This window comes from Rhodococcus sp. NS-SX18 (assembly GCF_057367935.1).
Window position 1 is genome coordinate 1,688,447 of sequence record NZ_CM170633.1, and the last position, 16,499, is coordinate 1,704,945.

Below are 16,499 nucleotides of genomic sequence, written 5' to 3' on the forward strand. Positions count from 1 at the left end.
AGGCACACGACGAGGCGGAGGTGACGATGTCGGTGGCGCTGGTCCGGGTTTCGTGTGCAGCCGGGTGGTTCCGTGACGAACGCGTCAGCCGCCGCTTGGACGGTGTCCTGCGGTACGAGGACCTCGAGCCGTGCCTGGCCGAGCTGCTCGACCGCAGCGCGCTGCGGCATTCCGCCCGCGTCGCCGCCGTGGACCGGGCCGGAAACGCCCTCACCTACGGGCAGATGTGGTCGGCGGCGGCCCGGGTGGCCGGCGGCCTGCTCGATCAGGGCGTGGGCCCGGCCGACCGCGTCGTCGTCCACTGTCCGAACGGATTCCGCTGGCTGTACGCGTTCCTCGGGGTGGTCCTCGCCGGTGGCGTGCCGGTGCTGCCGGATCCGACCTGCAGCGACCCGGAGCTCGAGTGGATCGCCGAGGACAGCGGCGCCGTCCTCACCCTCGACGGACAGCTGCCCGACGGGGTGGCGTTCCTCGACGAGGGCGCCGCGCCGGACGAGCTCGCGGTGTTGTACTACGTGCGCAAACGCGGCGGGGGACTGCACGGGGTGGAGCTCACCAACGAGAACATCCTCTCCACGATCGAGGCCGTGGTGCACGCGATGGACCTGATCGCGGAGGGGGCGCGCACGGTGCTCACCGCACCGCTGTCCACGGCGGCGGGCAGCGCCGTGCAACTGCTGCCGACCCTGGCGGCCGGCGGCACCGTCGTCGCCGCCGGGGCGCGGGGGGTGCGCGTGCCGTGGCGGCACCTGCGTGCGTCGTTCCCCGCGGCGAGATGCGTGCGCGGCTGGGGGGTGGCCGAGACCGGCGGCATCGGGTTGCTGCTGCCCACCGATCAGCGGGCCGCGCACCCGCGCAGCGTGGGGGTTCCGTTCGGCGGGATGGAGGTCGCCCTCCTCGGCCCGGCGGCCGATCGAGGCGAGGGCGAACTGCTGTGCCGCGGCCCCAGTGTCGCTCGCCGCTACTGGAACGACCCGGAGGCGACCGCCGAGACCTTCGACGACGGCTGGTTCCACACCGGCGACCAGGTGCACATCGACGCGGACGGTTTCGTCACGCCCGTCGCCGTCCGCGTGTCGTGACACAGCGGTCCGCTGTCGTCGGGTTCGGTTGCGGTATAAGCGAACGGACCGCGGAACGCGCGGTCGGCAACCGAACCCCGGTGAAAGGTGTGCGCGCATGTCCGACGAGGTCCTGCTCGAGCGTCGCGGTCGAATTCTGGTGATCACCATCAACCGTCCCGAGGCCCGCAACGCCGTGAATGCGGCCGTCAGTCACGGCCTCGCGGCCGCCGTCGACGAACTCGACGCCGACCCCGACCTGTCCGTGGGTGTGCTCACCGGTGCCGGCGGCACCTTCTGCGCCGGTATGGATCTCAAGGCCTTCGTCGCCGGGGAAAAGGTCGCGGTGCCGGGTAAGGGTCTCGGCTTCACCGAGGCGCCGCCGCGCAAACCGATCATCGCCGCCGTCGAGGGCTTCGCGCTGGCCGGCGGTACCGAACTCGTCCTCGCCACCGACCTCGTGGTCGCTGCCACGGATGCGACGTTCGGCATCCCGGAGGTCAAGCGCGGACTCGTCGCCGCGGGCGGTGGCCTGCTGCGCCTGCCCACCCGGATTCCTTACCAGAAGGCGATGGAACTGGCGCTCACCGGCGACGCGTTCACCGCCGAGGAGGCCCACGGCTACGGCTTCGTCAACGTTCTCACCGAGCCGGGCGGTGCGCTGGCGGGCGCCCTGGCTCTCGCCGAACGGATCACGGCCAACGGCCCGCTTGCCGTCGCGGCCACCAAGGAGGTCATCGCCAAGGCCGCCGACTGGCCGGCGGACGAGGCCTTCGACCGGCAGCGCGAGATCGTCGGCCCGGTGTTCGTGTCCGAGGACGCCCGCGAGGGTGCGACGGCGTTCGCGCAGAAGCGTTCCCCGGTCTGGAAGGGCCGCTGACGACCCGCGCCGACGAAGGAGGATCGCTCGTGCTCGCCGAACTGCACGTCCACATCGAGGGCACCCTCGAGCCGGAACTGATCTTCGCTCTCGCCGAGCGCAACCGCGTCTCGTTGCCGTATGCTGACCTCGACGAGCTGCGCAGCCGGTACGAGTTCACCGACCTGCAGTCGTTCCTCGACCTGTACTACGCGAACATGCAGGTGCTGAGGACCGCCGAAGACTTCACCGATCTCGCGAAGGCGTACCTGCGCCGGGCGGCGCAGGCCGGGGTGACGCGGGCCGAGTTCTTCTTCGACCCGCAAGCGCACACGAGCCGCGGCGTGCCGCTGGCCGAGGTGGTCGAGGGCCTCGCCGAGGCCGTCGCGGCGGGCCGGCGAGAGTTCGGCGTCGACGCGGCGATGATCGCCTCCGTCGTGCGGGACCGGCCCGTGCACGAGGCCGAGGAGGTGTTCGGGGAACTGCTGCGCCTGTCGGCTCCGATCATCGGGCTGGGCCTGGACTCCGCGGAGGTGGGTTATCCGCCGTCGCTGTTCGAGGACGTGTTCGCCCGCGCCCGTGCCGAGGGCCTGCACGCGGTCGCTCATGCGGGGGAGGAGGGTCCGCCCGAATACGTCTGGCAGGCACTGGATCTGCTCGGGGCCGAACGCATCGACCACGGAATCCGCTCCCTCGAGGACCCGCGCCTCGTCGCACGTCTCGTCGACGAGCAGATTCCGCTCACCGTCTGCCCGTTGTCGAACGTCCGCCTGCGCGTAGTGGATTCGCTCGAGCGGCATCCGCTGCCGCGCATGCTCGAGGCGGGCCTGCTGGTGACCGTGAACTCCGACGATCCGGCGTACTTCGGCGGGTACGTCGACGACACCTTCGCGGCGCTGCGAGACCGGCTCGGGCTCACCGACGAGCAGCGGGAGACGTTGGCGCGCAATTCGATCGCAGCATCGTTCGGTTAGGGCATGCGGTCGCGGCGCGTGTCACGGGCCGAGCACGCGGTCCAGATACGGATTGGCGAACGTGCGCTGCGGATCGACACGGTCGCGGACGGCGAGGAAGTCGTCGAATCGCGGATACGTCGTGCGCAGGTCGTCCGCGGTGCGGCCGTGCATCTTGCCCCAGTGCGGTCGGCCGTCCACGGCGCGAGCGATCGCCTCGACCGCATCGAAGTACGGCCGGTGTTCGCGACGGTGGTACTGGTGCACGGCGACATACGCGCTGTCGCGGCCGTGGGCCGTCGACAGCCACACGTCGTCGGCGGCGGCGAACCGTACCTCCACCGGAAACGCGACGTGGAAGTCGTTGCGGGAGAGCCACGCATCGATTTCGGTGAGCACCTCGGTCGCGGATTCGACGGGGACGGCGTACTCCATCTCCCGGAACCGGACCCGGCGCGGGGAGGCGAAGACGCGGTAGCTGCGATCGACGAACTCCCGGGGGGACAGGGTCCGGGCGGCGAACCCGTTGAGCCTGGGGACGAGGGCCGGCGCGCGGGTTGCCAGGCGCTGGACGACCTCGAACATGCCGTTGGCGAGTACCTCGTCGTCGAGGAAGCCGCGCAGCCGTCCCACCGGGGCGCCGGGCGCGTCGGCGGGCAGCCGGGTGTTGCGCTTGGTGAGCACCCGGTCGGTGTGCGGGAACCAGTAGAACTCGAAGTGGTCGACGCCGAGCCGGTCGCGCTCGAGCACGTCCAGGGTGTCGTCCAGGGTGCCGGGGGCTTCCGCCGCATGCAATGCGAACGCAGGGACACACTCGAGGGTGATCGTGGCGAGGATGCCGACGGCGCCGAGGCCGAGCCGGGCGGCCTCGAAGAGTTCCGGTTCGTCGTCGGGGGAGCAGCGCACGACGGAGCCGTCCGCGAGGACGAGGGTGGCCGCGCGGGCGACGGTGGCCAGGCCCCCGAACCGCGCGCCGGTGCCGTGGGTACCGGTGGACATCGCGCCGGCGAGCGACTGCACGTCGATGTCCCCGAGGTTCGGCACCGCCAGGCCGAGGTCCCACAGGAGGCGGTTGAGGTCCCGCAGCCGGGTGCCGGCCCGCACCGTGACGAGCGCACCCGCCGGGGTGGGACGGACCTCCTCGATGCCGGTGAACCGGTCGAGGGAGACGAGCACGCCGTCGGTGACGGCGACCCCGGTGAAGGAGTGACCCGCCCCGACCGCCTTGACGCGCAGCCCACGTCCGGATGCCCGTGCGACGACGGCGGCGAGCCTCTCCAGGGTTTCCGGGGTCTCGTACGCGTGTGGCGTCGCGGATTCGGTGCGGGCCCAGTTGCGCCAGGTGGCGACGGGACGGTCGGTGGACATGGGCCAATCATCGACTTGGACGACCGTCCAGGTCAATAGGCGCCGACGGATCCGGACCGGGTTCTACGATCGGAGGCATGCTGAACCGGTTGCCGGCGGACCAACGTCGAGCCCAACTCGTCGAATCCGCTCTCGCGCTGGCAGAGGGCGGGGGTCTCGGGGCCGTCACCGTGCGGGCCGTCGCCGAGCACGCCGGCGTCTCGCTCGGGGTCGTGCACTACTGCTTCGAGAGCAAGGAGGCCCTCGTCGCTGCGATGGGGGAGACGCTGGTGCTCCAGCTCAGCCAGGCGCTGCGCACCGCCTTCACCCTTCCGCAGGACGGACCCGACCCGCAGGGCCTGCGCGGTTTGCGGCAGCTGCTCTACGTGGGGATCAACGCGATGTGGCCGACGATCGAGAAGACGCCCGACCGGCAGCTGCTCACCTACGAGATCACGGCGTATTCGCTGCGTCACCGCGCCGCCGGCGAACCCCTCGGCGGCAACATCGCCACCGATCAGTACCGCATCATGGATGTCGAGGCGCGCACGTTCCTCGAGGAGTGCGCCGCCCGCACCGGCACCGAGTGGATCGAGCCCGTCTCGACCGTCACCCGGCTCGCGCTGGCCATGCTCGACGGCCTGGTCCTGCGCTGGCTGGTCGATCGGGACAGCGACTCCATCGTCACCGAGCTCGACGACATCGCTGCGATCGTCGCCGGGCGGGCCGTGGAAACGACCTGAACCTGGACACAGGTCCAACTCGGTGCTTGACTGGCCGCGACCCTCGACCTGCCGTGGATTGGACCCCGCCGTGACCCACCCCCTCGACCGGCTCCACGACGCGACGGCCGACCTGGACCCTCCGCTCGCGGCCGCCGATCTCCCCACGCTCCGGAGCAACGCCGCCGACCTCGTCCGTCGGGCCGGAGGGACCCCCGTGCGGGTGGCGAGCAAGTCCGTCCGGTGCCGCGCGGTCCTCGAAGAGGCGCTCGGCCCCGGCCTCACCGCCAGGGCCGGCTTCCGCGGCATCATGGCGTACTCGCTGCGCGAAGCGCTGTGGCTGGTCGAGCGCGGTGCCCGCGACGTGCTTCTCGGCTATCCGACCGTCGACCGAGCCGCGCTCGCCGAACTGGCCGACCGGCCGCAGGCGCTCGACGCCGTCACCCTCATGGTCGACTGCGCCGCTCAGCTCGGTATCGCCCGCGACGCCCTCGGCACCGCCCGCGTGCGCCCCCGGGTGTGCCTCGACGTCGACGCGTCACTGCGGCTCGGCCCGGTGCATCTCGGTGTGCGGCGCTCGCCGCTGCGCACCCCCGACGAGGTGGCGCAGCTTGCGCGCTGCGCGACGACCGCCGGGTTCACCGTCGTCGGTGTGATGTTCTACGAGGCGCAGATCGCCGGTTTGCCCGACACCTCGCCGGCGGTCCGCCTGCTCAAGCGCCGTTCGGCGGCCGAGCTGTCCACCCGTCGCGGCGCCGTCGCCGGGGCGGTCCGTGCCGTCGTCGGTGACCTCGAGATCGTCAACAGCGGGGGCACGGGCTCGCTCGAGATCAGCTCCGCCGACCCGGTCGTCACCGAGGTCACTGCCGGCTCCGGCCTGTACGTGCCCACGTTGTTCGATCGATACCGCGCCTTCACCCCGCGTCCTGCGCTGTATTTCGCGCTGCCCACGGTGCGCAGGCCCAGCCCCACCGTCGCCACCCTCTTCGGGGGCGGCTACATCGCCTCCGGGCCGGCGGGTCCCTCCCGGGTGCCGCGTCCGGTCCGCCCCGCCGGACTGCGGCTGCTGCGCGCCGAGGGAGCCGGTGAGGTGCAGACCCCCGTCACCGGCCGTGCCGCGGCGGACCTGCCCGTCGGCGGGCGCGTATGGCTGCGGCACGCCAAGGCAGGGGAGCTGTGCGAGCGGTTCGCGCAATTGCACCTCGTCGATGCCGACGGCACGCGCACCACCGTCCCCACCTACCGCGGCGAGGGCCACTGCTGGTGACCTACGGCGTGCTGTCGCACAGCGCCCGCCAGTCCTGCTCCGTGCGATCGGCGTAGACGACCGACCACCGCGCGATCGCCTCGTCGAACACTGTCCCGCGGCCGAGGTAGCCGGCGACGAACGCGCCGACCGGGCTCTGGCTGTGGGCACGGGCGAGCAGCGCTCCGCACAACCGGCCGTACTGCTCCGACTGTGCGGGACTCAGCCCTGCCCACTGCACCGACCCCTTCATGTCGCGAAACTGGCGGACGTAGAAGTCCCGTCGCACGCCGTCGGCACCGGGTACCCCGGTGATCCAGCCGAGGAGCGGATCCGAGTGGGCCTGCAGGATTCGCTGCGCACCCACGACCCGGGCGCCCTGGCCGTGCGCGATGAGTTCCGCCGCGACCGGGTGGGGGGTGTCCCGGATCCCGCCGTGCGTCTCCAGCACCGACTGTCCGGCCTCCTTCACCTGCAGGAACAGTGGCTCGTCGGCCGGTCCCAGCAGCAGGACGACGAAGCACCGGGTGCCCACACTGCCCACCCCCACGATCCGCATCGCGAAATCCACGACGCGGTACTGGGAGAGCAGCAGCTGGACATCCGCCCGCACCGTCGCCCGGTAGGACGCGACGATCCCCTCGATGACCTCGAGCGACCCGATGTCGAGGTGCCGGACGATCGGGGGTTGGTCGACGATGCGCGGAACGCCGTCGGCCGTGGTGACCGTCAGCTTCCTCAGGACCTGTTCGGAGGTGCGGCCCCGCGCCTTCTGCACGACGGCGCGTATCGCCTCCGGATTCCGCGACGCCTGCTCGATCTCGTCCGCGTCGACCTGGAAGTAGAACCGCTCGGTGGCCGTCAGGCCGGACAGGAACCGGATCGTCTCGCGGTACGAGCGCACCGTCGCGAGGGTCGCGTCCCGGCACTGCTGCTCGGTGCAACCGGTCTGACGGCCGGCCAACCACACCGACGCGGCCAGCCGTTTGACGTCCCATTCCCACGGCGCCGGATACGCCTCGTCGAAGTCGTTGAGATCGAACAGGACTCGGCGCTCCGGGGAGGCGTACAGGCCGAAATTCGCCAGGTGCGCGTCGCCCGAGCCCACCACGTGCGGTCCCGTCACCGGCTCGGTGGACAGGTCCTTCGCCATCGCGGCGGCGCTGCCGCGGTAGTAGGCGAACGGGGACTCCGTCATCCGCTCGTACCGGATCGGCACCAGTTCCGGCAGCCGGGTGCGGTTCTGCTGCTCGAAGATCGCGACCGGATCCCTGTCGGGACAACGGAATTCGCCGTGCGCACTGCGGGGCACACGGGTGCGGGCGGCACGCCCCTCGGCTCGACTGCGCTCGGCGACGGTAGTCGGTGTCACCCCGCGATTGTGCACCGGCGCACAATGGCCGCATGCCCTTTTTCGACGGCAGCACCGGCCGAATCCACTACCGGCACTGGTCCGTCGACGGCGCGACAGCCGCCGTCGTCTTCGCCCACGGGATGCGTCAGCACACCGGCCACTACCACCGCTTCGCCGCGGGTCTGGCGCCGCACGGCATCGCGGTGTGGGGCCTCGATCTCGCCGGGCACGGCCTGTCCGAGGGCAGCCCCGGTGAACCGGGTGCCGTCGACGACCTGGCCGCGGACCTGCTGCGCGTCGCCGAGGTGGCCGAGCGTGCCGAGCCGGGGATGCCGCTGGTGGTGATGGGGCATTCGCTGGGCGCGGCGACGGCACTCACGTTGTTACGCACCGACGCCGGCCGCTTCCGCGGCGCCGTGCTGTGCGGGACGCCCCGCTCGGCGGCCGTGCCCGCGACGGCCGAGATCCTCGAGCAGGCGCACATACCGCTGCTCGCGGTGCACGGCGCCGACGACCGGCTGGCCCCGATCGACCCCGTCCGGACCTGGGCCCGGGCGATCCCGGACCTGGAGCTGCGCGAGTACCCGGACGCGGGGCACGATCTGCTGCACGAGCCGGTGCACCGCACGGTGACCCGTGACGTCGCCGAGTTCGTTCTGGCCGTGTCGGACGTGCCGGCCCCCGGGCAGGGGTGAGCGAATGCATCCCTCCTGAGGAGATGAGGGATGCATTCGCTCACCCGCGGGGTGGCCCTACGAGTAGATGGCCTCGATCGCCGTGCCGTGCGCCTCGTGGATGACGTTGCGCTTGAGCTTGAGCGTCGGGGTCAGCTCGCCGGTCTCGATGGTGAAGTCCACCTCGAGGATCCGGTACTTCTTGATCTGCTCGGGGTTCGAGACCTTCTTGTTGCCCTCGGCCACCGCGGCGTCGATCTCCGCGATCAGGTCGGGGTGCTTCAGCAACTCGGACACCGGAGCGTCGGCCGCGATGCCGTGGCGATCCTTCCAGCCGGGCAGGGCTTCCGGATCGAGGGTGATCAGCGCGCCGATGAACGGCTTCGCATCGCCGACGACGATGACCTGACTGATCAGCGGGTGGGCCCGGAGCGCGTCCTCGAGCACGGCCGGGGCGACGTTCTTGCCGCCGGCGGTGACGATGAGTTCCTTCTTGCGGCCGGTGATGTGGACGAACCCGTCCTCGTCGATCGTGCCGATGTCACCGGTGTGGAACCAGCCGTCGACGATCGACTCGGCGGTGGCCTTCTCGTTCTTCCAGTAGCCGCCGAACACCGCGGGACCCTTGAGCAGCAGCTCGCCGTCCTCGGCGATCCGTGCGGCGTGCCCGTTGACGGGCCGGCCGACGCTGCCCACCCGCTGGTGCTCGGGGGTGTTGATGGTGACGCCGCCCGTGGTCTCGGTCAGGCCGTAGCCCTCGTAGATCGGGATGCCGACGCCGCGGAAGAAGTGGCCGAGGCGCGCGCCGAGGGCGGCGCCGCCGGAGACCGCCTGCTCGCACTCGCCGCCGAGGGCCGCGCGCAGCTTGCTGTACACCAGCTTGTCGAAGACGAAGTGCTTGATCTTCAGGCCCAGGCCGGGCCCGCCCTTGTCCAGCGCCTCGCTGTACGCGATGGCGGTGTCGGAGGCCTTCTCGAAGATCTTGCCCTTGCCGCCGTCGTACGCCTTCTGCTTGGCCGAGTTGTAGACCTTCTCGAACACGCGCGGGACCGACAGGATGAAGTTCGGCTTGAACTCGCCGAGCTGGTCGAGCAGCGTGGTGAGGTCGGAGGTGTGCGCGACGGTCACGCCGTGCTCGAAGGCGCCGAACGAGATCTCGCGGGCGAATACGTGGGCGAGGGGCAGGAACAGCAGGGTCCGCTTGCCGCTCACCATGGAGTTCGGGAGGGCGAGCTTGACGGCGGCGGCCTCGGCCCACAGGTTGCTGTGGGTCAGCTGCACGCCCTTGGGGCGGCCCGTGGTGCCCGAGGTGTAGATCAGGGTGGCGGGGGACTCGGCCCGCACCTGGTGACGCCGCTCCTCGAGCTGCGCGTCGGTGATCGCCGCGCCCCGGGCGATCAGCTCGTCGACGGCGCTCTTGGCTCCCGGTGCGCCCTCGATCTGCAGGACCTCGCGCAGTGCCGGCGCAGCCTCGGCCACTGTCGCAACCGTGCGCGCGTGCTCGTCGTTCTCGACGACCAGCAGTGACGTCCCCGAATCCTCGAGGATCCACTGGGCCTGGTCGGCCGACGAGGTCTCGTAGATGGCGACGGTGCAGCCACCGGCAGCCCAGATCGCGTAGTCGATCAGGACCCACTCGTAGCGCGTGCTCGACAGGATCGCGACCCGGTCGCCGAGCTCGATCCCGGAAGCCATCAGGCCCTTGGCGACCCCGCGGACCTGGGCGGCGAACTCGGCGGCGGTGACGCTGACCCACCGGCCGTCGATCCGGCGCTCGAACGGTACCCAGGTCGGCGATTCCTTCTCGTGCCGGAAGACGGCGTCCGCCATCGATGCGTCCTCGGGGATCGAGAACGACTGTGGCACGGCAAACTCTTTCACGGTGACCCCTCCATCAATTTTCCACTTGTGGATGTGCATTGCATCACACGAGGGCGGAAAATGCAGCAGCGGGGGTGCCCGATTTGTAGCCTTTCGCGCTGACCTGTGGGGATACCTGTGAATGGGGGAAACGGGCACCGGCCGGCGCGGCGGGGTGCTCAGGCGGATCCGAGCAGGCGAGCGGCCTCGTCGTCGGAGAGCTGATGGAAGTCGTCGTACGCGGCGCCGACGCTGCCCAGGTCGGCCGGCGTGAACGGGCACACCACCTCGTCGGCCACCGCTCGGACGCGTCGCGCGGCCTCCGGGGAAGCGACGGGAACCGCGAGCACCACCCGCTCGGCGCCGGACTCCCGGGCGGCCAGGCAGGCGACGGCGGCGGTCGCACCGGTGGCCATGCCGTCGTCGACGAGGACGACCGTGCGTCCCGACAGCGACGTGCGCTCCTTGCCGCCGCGCAGCAGCCGGGCGCGACGGTCGAGTTCGGTGCGTTCCCGGGCCTCGATCCGTTCGATCGAGTCCTCGGCCACCCGGCCGATGCGGATGACGTCCTCGTTGAGCACGCGGAAGCCGCCCTCGGCGATGGCGCCCATCGCCAGCTCCGGCTGCCACGGCACGCCGAGTTTGCGGACGACGAGGACGTCGAGCGGGGCGTCGAGCGCGTGTGCCACCTCCCGCGCGACGGGGATACCGCCACGCGGCAGCGCAAGCACCACGGGGTTCGCGTCGCGCAGGTGGGCAACCGAGCGGGCCAGCCGCCGCCCGGCCTCCGGACGGCCGGAATAACGCATACGTCGAGTATGCGCTCGGCCGTCGGGCGGCCGGGCGGGTTTGCGGCCGGATCCGGGCCGGGTCAGGCGACGCCGGACAGGGCCCGGGCCGGACGCAGGGCGTCGAGGAGGGGCTGCCAGACGGCCGGGTCGCCCCCGGCCCGCTGCCAGTCGTCGGCGAGGGTCGTGTCGTCCGTGCCGGCGAGGTCGTCGACGGTGTCGACCCCGTGGCGGTACAGGACATCGGCGGCCAGTTCGACGGTGTCGGCGGCGATGGGCGCGTCCTCGGGACTGTAGCGACGACGGTAGTGCCCGACCTTGCCGGCCCACTGGGCGCTGCCGCCGGTCTCCTCGAAGGTGCGCAGGAGGGCGCGGATCCCGTCGTGGCCGGCGTCCGCGCCCTGCGCCGCCCGGTAGGCCCGGTAGCGATCGGTGACGATCCCGGGGTCCACCCCTCGGGTGCGGTGCACTGCGTCGAGCAGGCGCAGGGCCAGGTTGTCGGCTGCGTCGGGCATCGGGGCCTCCCGGTGGTGACTCGGAGCGGTTCCACAGGTGTATCGCCGATCACCGGGCGTGTGTTGCATCACAGAATTCCTCGGCGTGTCTTCCTCCCCGCCACAGGAGGAAGACACGCCCGGGCGCTACCCGAGTTCGCCGTGCAGATAGGCGGCGTAGGCCGGCAGGTCGAGCTGCCCGTGCCCCGACAGCCCGATCACGATCACCTCGGGTTCGGTCACGGTCCGCGCGTACTCGGCGGCCGCCGCGATCGCGTGGGCCGACTCGGGGGCCGGCACGATGCCCTCGCTGCGGGCGAACTCGACGGCCGCCGCGAACGCGTCGGTCTGCGCCACCGCGGTGCCCTGCACGTATCCCAGCTCGACGGTGTGGCTCAGCAGCGGTGCCATGCCGTGATAACGCAGCCCGCCGGCGTGAATGGGATCGGGGATGAAGTCCTGGCCGAGGGTGTGCATCTTGAGCAGCGGGGTCAGGCCCACGATGTCGCCGTGGTCGTAGCGGTACTCGCCGCGCGTGATGGACGGGCACGCGGCCGGCTCGGCCGCCACCACGCGGGTGGTGGCACGGCCGTGCAGCACCTCGCGCAGGAACGGGAACGACAGGCCCGCGAGGTTGGAGCCGCCGCCGGCGCAGCCGAACACGACGTCGGCCTGTTCCTCGCCGGCAGCTCGCAGTTGCTCGACGGCCTCGAGGCCGATCACGGTCTGGTGCAGCACGACGTGGTTGAGCACGCTGCCGAGCGCGTACCGGGCGGCGGGGTCGCCGGCCGCGACCTCGACGGCCTCGGAGACGGCGATGCCCAGCGAGCCGGGGGTGTCCGGCTGCTCGTCGAGGACCTTGCGGCCGGACGCGGTGAGGTCCGACGGGCTCGAGTGCACGGTGCCGCCGTACACCTCGATGAGGTGCCTGCGGTACGGCTTGGATTCGAACGAGGCACGCACCTGCCACACCTCGAGGTCGATGCCGAACTTGGCGCATGCGAACGACAGGGCGCTGCCCCACTGGCCGGCGCCGGTCTCGGTGGTGAGCTTCTTCACGCCGTCGACCGAGTTGTAGTACGCCTGTGCGAGAGCCGAATTCGTCTTGTGGCTGCCCACCGGGCTCACACCTTCGTACTTGACGTAGATGCGGGCGGCGGTGCCGAGTGCCCGCTCGAAGGATCGGGCCCGCAGCAACGGCGTGGTGCGGTAGGTCGCGTACGCCTCCCGGACGGGTTCGGGGATCGCGATGTCGGTCTCGGTGGACAGCTCCTGCTCGATCAGCCCCGCGGCGAACAGCGGTTCGAGATCGGCGGCCGTGACCGGTTCCCTGGTGCCGGGATGCAGGTGCGGCGGCGGGGCGTCGGGCAGATCTCCCGCGATGTTGTACCAGTGGGTGGGAATGCTGACGGGCTCCGGCACCGGACGGTCCTTTCGTCTTACGGGAGTGGAACGAGTTCAGTGTGCCTTCCGTCGCATGCGGGCTGCCGCGCCAGGGCCGTCGGGGTCGACAGAAATATGTAGACCGGTCTATTATTTCGCCGTGACCATCAAGGGAGCGCGCACGAAGGCACGCATGATCGACACCACGCTGGAGCTGATCCAGTCCCGCGGCTACCACGGCACCGGATTGGCCCGCATCACCGACGCCTCCGGAGCGCCGCGCGGCTCGGTGTACTTCCACTTCCCCGGCGGCAAGGACGAGCTCGTCGCGGCGGCGCTGGACCGGGTGGGTGAGGAGTTCGCCGGCCTCCTCGAAGGTCTGCTGGCCGAGGGGCGGACCGCCGCCGAGATCGTCGCCGCGGTGTTCGACGACCTCGCGGCCCGGCTCGAAGAGGCCGGGTTCGCGGCCGGCTGCGCCGTGGTCGCCGTCGCCGTCGACGCCGCCGCCGACAATCCCGTGCTGCAGCAGAGCTGCGCCCGCGTCTACGAATCGTGGCGGGTGATCCTCGAGCGCGTGCTCGCCCGCGACGGGGTACCCGATGCCGCCCGGCTCGCCGGGGTGATCGTCAGCCTCGTCGAGGGCGCGACCACCGTCGCCCGGGCCCGGCGCGACGTGGCCCCCCTCGCGGACGCCCGCGCGGTCGCACTCGACCTCGTCGGAGCCGGCCGATGAGCGCCGCGGTGGTCTTCGGGGCGACGGGGTTCCTCGGCCGCGGGCTGCTGCGGGAACTGCTCACCGGCGACTACGGGGACGTCCTCGTCGTCGCCGCGGTGCGTTCGGCGGAGTCCGGGGCACGCCTGCGCGACCGGCTCGCCTCCGACGGGGTGCCGCTCGACCGGCTCTCGGTCCACGTGTTCGACCCGGACGCCGCCGAGCTCGCCCTCGATCCCGTGCCGGCGGACGTGCGTGACGTCTACAACCTGGCGGCCGCATTCGCCTTCGGGATGACTTCGCATACGGCGCGGGAAATGAATGTCGTTCTGGCGGAGAAGATCACCCGATTCGCGGCGGTGATGGGCGCGCGCCGGCTCGTGCACGTCAGCGGCTACCGGGTCGCGGCGTACCCGGCCGTACCGGCGCCGTGGCCCCAGCGGCACCGGCGCCGCACCTACCGCCGGTTCGGCGCGTACGAGGCGTCGAAGATCGAAGCCGACGCGGTGGTGCGTGCACTTGCCGACCGCCTCGGGGTTCCGCTCACGGTCGTCAACCCCGGGACGGTGATCGGCGACTCCCGAACCGGGGCGGCCGACCAGTACCTCGGTCTCGCGGAGCTGGTCGTGCGGCTCGCCCAGGGGCGGCTGCGCGCCGTGCCCGGTTCCCGGCGCACCGTGCTGCCCGTCGTCACCGTCGATCATGTCGCGCGTTTCCTGGCGTTGGTCCCGCGCGACCCGGAGACGGTGGGGCAGGCCTACTGGGTGCTCGACGAGGCCACCCCGCCGCTGCCCGAGCTCGTCGCCCTGGTCGCCGACGAACTCGGCGTTCCCGCACCGCGCCGGCGGGTTCCCGTGGCCGTTCTGCGGGCGCTGCCGTCCCGCCTGACCGGTGCGGAGAAGGAGACCCTGAGCTTCCTCAGTGCCGACACCTACCCGACGGCGTCCGCCACCGCCCTCGCCCGCCGGCACGGACTCGAGTACCCGCCGGTGCGGCCGGCGCTGCGGCTGTGGGCCCGCCATCTGGCGGCGACGGCGCCGGATCCGGCGGACGGCTAGGGTGGTCGGGGACCCTCGTCCGGGCGCTGTGGAAGGGCCATGGCCGTCCATCCGATAAACTGCAGGTCAAATGAGTGATACTGTGCAAGACCCCGAAGCCGACACCGCCACCCCCACGTTCGCCGATCTCGACATCGACGCCCGTGTGCTGCAGGCGCTTTCGGATGTGGGCTACGAGACCCCGTCGCCGATCCAGGCGGCCACCATCCCGCCGCTGCTGGAGGGACGCGACGTCGTCGGTCTCGCGCAGACCGGTACCGGCAAGACCGCCGCGTTCGCGGTGCCGATCCTGTCGCGGATCGACACCACGGTGAAGCGGCCCCAGGCGCTGATCCTGGCCCCCACCCGCGAGCTCGCCCTGCAGGTCGCGGAGGCTTTCGGCAAGTATTCGGCGCACATCCCGGGGCTGCACGTGCTGCCCATCTACGGCGGCCAGAGCTACGGCGTGCAGCTGTCCGGGCTGCGCCGGGGCGCGCAGGTCATCGTGGGCACGCCCGGACGTGTGATCGATCACCTCGCCAAGGGCACCCTCGACATCTCCGAACTCGAGTTCCTCGTGCTCGACGAGGCCGACGAGATGCTCACCATGGGCTTCCAGGAGGACGTCGAGCGGATCCTCGCCGACACCCCCGAGAGCAAGCAGGTCGCGCTGTTCTCGGCGACCATGCCGGGCGCGATCCGCCGGTTGTCCAAGCAGTATCTGCACGACCCGGTCGAGATCACGGTCAAGTCGAAGACGACGACCTCGGCGAACATCACCCAGCGCTGGGTGCTCGTGTCGCACCAGCGCAAGCTCGACGCCCTGACCCGGATTCTCGAGGTCGAGCAGTTCGAGGCGATGATCATCTTCGTCCGGACGAAGCAGGCCACGGAGGACCTCGCGGAGCGGCTGCGGGCCCGGGGCTTCTCGGCGTCTGCGATCAACGGCGACATCGTCCAGGCCCAGCGCGAACGCACCATCGGACAGCTCAAGAGCGGTGCGCTGGACATCCTCGTCGCGACGGACGTGGCGGCCCGCGGCCTGGACGTCGACCGCATCAGCCACGTCGTGAACTACGACATCCCGCACGACACCGAGTCCTACGTGCACCGCATCGGCCGCACCGGCCGGGCCGGGCGCAGCGGTGACGCGCTCCTGTTCGTCGCCCCCCGCGAACGGCACCTGCTCAAGGCGATCGAGCGGGCGACCCGGCAGCCGCTCACCGAGATCCAGCTGCCGTCGGTGGAGGACGTCAACGCCCAGCGCGTCGAGAAGTTCAACGACTCGATCACCGAGGCGCTGGCCTCCGACCACCTGGCGTTGTTCCGCCGATTCGTCGAGGACTACGAGCGCGAGCACGACGTGCCCCTCGCCGACATCGCTGCGGCGCTCGCGGTGCTCTCCCGCGACGGGGAGTCGTTCCTCATGGAGGCCGAACCCGAGCCCGTGGCACCGCCGCGGCGCGACCGCGAGCCGCGGGAGCGGCCGCCGCGCCGATTCGACGACGACGGTGCGTCCCGCGTCGGGCGCGACGGGCAGGAACTGGTCACCTACCGCATCGCCGTGGGCAAGCGCCACCGCGTGGTGCCCGGCGCGATCGTCGGCGCCATCGCCAACGAGGGCGGCCTGCGCCGCAGCGATTTCGGGCACATCAGCATCCGCCCGGATCACAGCCTCGTCGAGCTGCCGAAGGACCTGTCGCCGGAGACGCTCGAGGCGTTGCGGGGCACCCGCATCTCGGGTGTGCTGATCCAGCTGCAGCCCGACAGTGGGGCACCCTCGGGCCGCCCGTCGTCCTATCGACCGCGCGACGACCGGGGGGAGCGCCGCCACGGTGAGCGCCGGGAGTACGGCGGCAAGAAGGACTGGGGCGATCGGGGCGGCCGCGGCAAGGACTTCGGTGGGCGTGGCGACAAGCCGCACCGCGGCTTCCGGGAACGGTCCGGCGAGCGCGGGCAGTCCGGCGGACACGGCTCCGGCGGCGGGTATCGCGGGCGCGACTGAGCAC

The 16,499-nt window shown here is 71.5% G+C and carries 15 protein-coding genes; 9 read left to right on the forward strand and 6 right to left on the reverse strand.

Features of this window, described 5'->3' with window-relative positions:
* The first annotated feature begins 26 nt into the window (after positions 1-26).
* The 3 genes from AC2IPW_RS07935 (at position 27) to AC2IPW_RS07945 (ending at position 2,894) form a co-directional block, all read left to right on the forward strand.
* Positions 27-1,082: a class I adenylate-forming enzyme family protein gene (locus AC2IPW_RS07935; protein WP_486376982.1), complete on the forward strand. Its 1,056-nt coding sequence runs from the start codon at positions 27-29 to the stop codon at positions 1,080-1,082.
* Positions 1,083-1,179: 97 nt separating this feature from the next.
* Positions 1,180-1,941, forward strand: coding sequence for a crotonase/enoyl-CoA hydratase family protein (locus AC2IPW_RS07940; RefSeq protein ID WP_486376622.1), 762 nt, complete (start codon positions 1,180-1,182; stop codon positions 1,939-1,941).
* A 29-nt stretch (positions 1,942-1,970) separates the two neighbouring features.
* Positions 1,971-2,894, forward strand: a complete 924-nt coding sequence (locus tag AC2IPW_RS07945) for an adenosine deaminase (protein ID WP_486376623.1) — start codon at positions 1,971-1,973, stop codon at positions 2,892-2,894.
* Positions 2,895-2,915: 21 nt separating this feature from the next.
* Here the strand turns inward: AC2IPW_RS07945 and AC2IPW_RS07950 are convergent, their stop codons facing one another.
* Complete coding sequence (locus AC2IPW_RS07950) at positions 2,916-4,241, reverse strand: D-arabinono-1,4-lactone oxidase (protein ID WP_486376624.1); 1,326 nt, start codon at positions 4,239-4,241, stop codon at positions 2,916-2,918.
* Positions 4,242-4,318: 77 nt separating this feature from the next.
* On the opposite strand from AC2IPW_RS07950, the gene AC2IPW_RS07955 reads away from it, so the two are divergent.
* Both AC2IPW_RS07955 and AC2IPW_RS07960 read left to right on the forward strand, forming a co-directional pair.
* Positions 4,319-4,963, forward strand: a complete 645-nt coding sequence (locus tag AC2IPW_RS07955; protein ID WP_003936137.1) for a TetR/AcrR family transcriptional regulator — start codon at positions 4,319-4,321, stop codon at positions 4,961-4,963.
* Positions 4,964-5,033: 70 nt separating this feature from the next.
* Positions 5,034-6,209, forward strand: a complete 1,176-nt coding sequence (locus AC2IPW_RS07960) for an amino acid deaminase/aldolase (protein ID WP_054374403.1) — start codon at positions 5,034-5,036, stop codon at positions 6,207-6,209.
* A gap of 1 nt (position 6,210) precedes the next feature.
* Here the strand turns inward: AC2IPW_RS07960 and AC2IPW_RS07965 are convergent, their stop codons facing one another.
* The gene (locus tag AC2IPW_RS07965) at positions 6,211-7,560 is read right to left on the reverse strand and encodes a DUF2252 domain-containing protein (RefSeq protein WP_486376625.1); all 1,350 of its coding nucleotides are present in this window, start codon (positions 7,558-7,560) and stop codon (positions 6,211-6,213) included.
* Positions 7,561-7,592: 32 nt separating this feature from the next.
* On the opposite strand from AC2IPW_RS07965, the gene AC2IPW_RS07970 reads away from it, so the two are divergent.
* Positions 7,593-8,237 (forward strand): alpha/beta hydrolase, encoded by a 645-nt coding sequence (locus AC2IPW_RS07970; RefSeq protein WP_486376626.1) that lies wholly within the window; start codon positions 7,593-7,595, stop codon positions 8,235-8,237.
* 57 nt (positions 8,238-8,294) lie between these two features.
* Here the strand turns inward: AC2IPW_RS07970 and AC2IPW_RS07975 are convergent, their stop codons facing one another.
* The 4 genes from AC2IPW_RS07975 to AC2IPW_RS07990 all read right to left on the reverse strand — a co-directional run bounded on the left by AC2IPW_RS07975 (position 8,295) and on the right by AC2IPW_RS07990 (position 12,780).
* On the reverse strand, positions 8,295-10,097 hold the full coding sequence (locus tag AC2IPW_RS07975) for an AMP-dependent synthetase/ligase (protein ID WP_289380606.1): 1,803 nt from the start codon (positions 10,095-10,097) through the stop codon (positions 8,295-8,297).
* Positions 10,098-10,255: 158 nt separating this feature from the next.
* Positions 10,256-10,885, reverse strand: coding sequence for a phosphoribosyltransferase (locus AC2IPW_RS07980; RefSeq protein ID WP_003936142.1), 630 nt, complete (start codon positions 10,883-10,885; stop codon positions 10,256-10,258).
* Between the two features lie 62 nt (positions 10,886-10,947).
* Positions 10,948-11,379 (reverse strand): hypothetical protein, encoded by a 432-nt coding sequence (locus AC2IPW_RS07985; RefSeq protein WP_040781965.1) that lies wholly within the window; start codon positions 11,377-11,379, stop codon positions 10,948-10,950.
* Positions 11,380-11,505: 126 nt separating this feature from the next.
* The gene (locus tag AC2IPW_RS07990) at positions 11,506-12,780 is read right to left on the reverse strand and encodes a TrpB-like pyridoxal phosphate-dependent enzyme (RefSeq protein ID WP_003936144.1); all 1,275 of its coding nucleotides are present in this window, start codon (positions 12,778-12,780) and stop codon (positions 11,506-11,508) included.
* Positions 12,781-12,901: 121 nt separating this feature from the next.
* Between AC2IPW_RS07990 and AC2IPW_RS07995 the strand changes: the two genes are divergently transcribed.
* The 3 genes from AC2IPW_RS07995 (at position 12,902) to AC2IPW_RS08005 (ending at position 16,495) form a co-directional block, all read left to right on the forward strand.
* On the forward strand, positions 12,902-13,474 hold the full coding sequence (locus tag AC2IPW_RS07995) for a TetR/AcrR family transcriptional regulator (RefSeq protein WP_486376627.1): 573 nt from the start codon (positions 12,902-12,904) through the stop codon (positions 13,472-13,474).
* Complete coding sequence (locus AC2IPW_RS08000; RefSeq protein WP_486376628.1) at positions 13,471-14,511, forward strand: SDR family oxidoreductase; 1,041 nt, start codon at positions 13,471-13,473, stop codon at positions 14,509-14,511. Before AC2IPW_RS07995 ends, AC2IPW_RS08000 begins: the two co-directional genes overlap by 4 nt.
* Before the next feature lie 70 nt (positions 14,512-14,581).
* A complete protein-coding gene (locus AC2IPW_RS08005) occupies positions 14,582-16,495 on the forward strand; it encodes a DEAD/DEAH box helicase (protein ID WP_289380609.1) in 1,914 nt (637 codons plus the stop codon).
* The last annotated feature ends 4 nt before the right edge of the window (positions 16,496-16,499 follow it).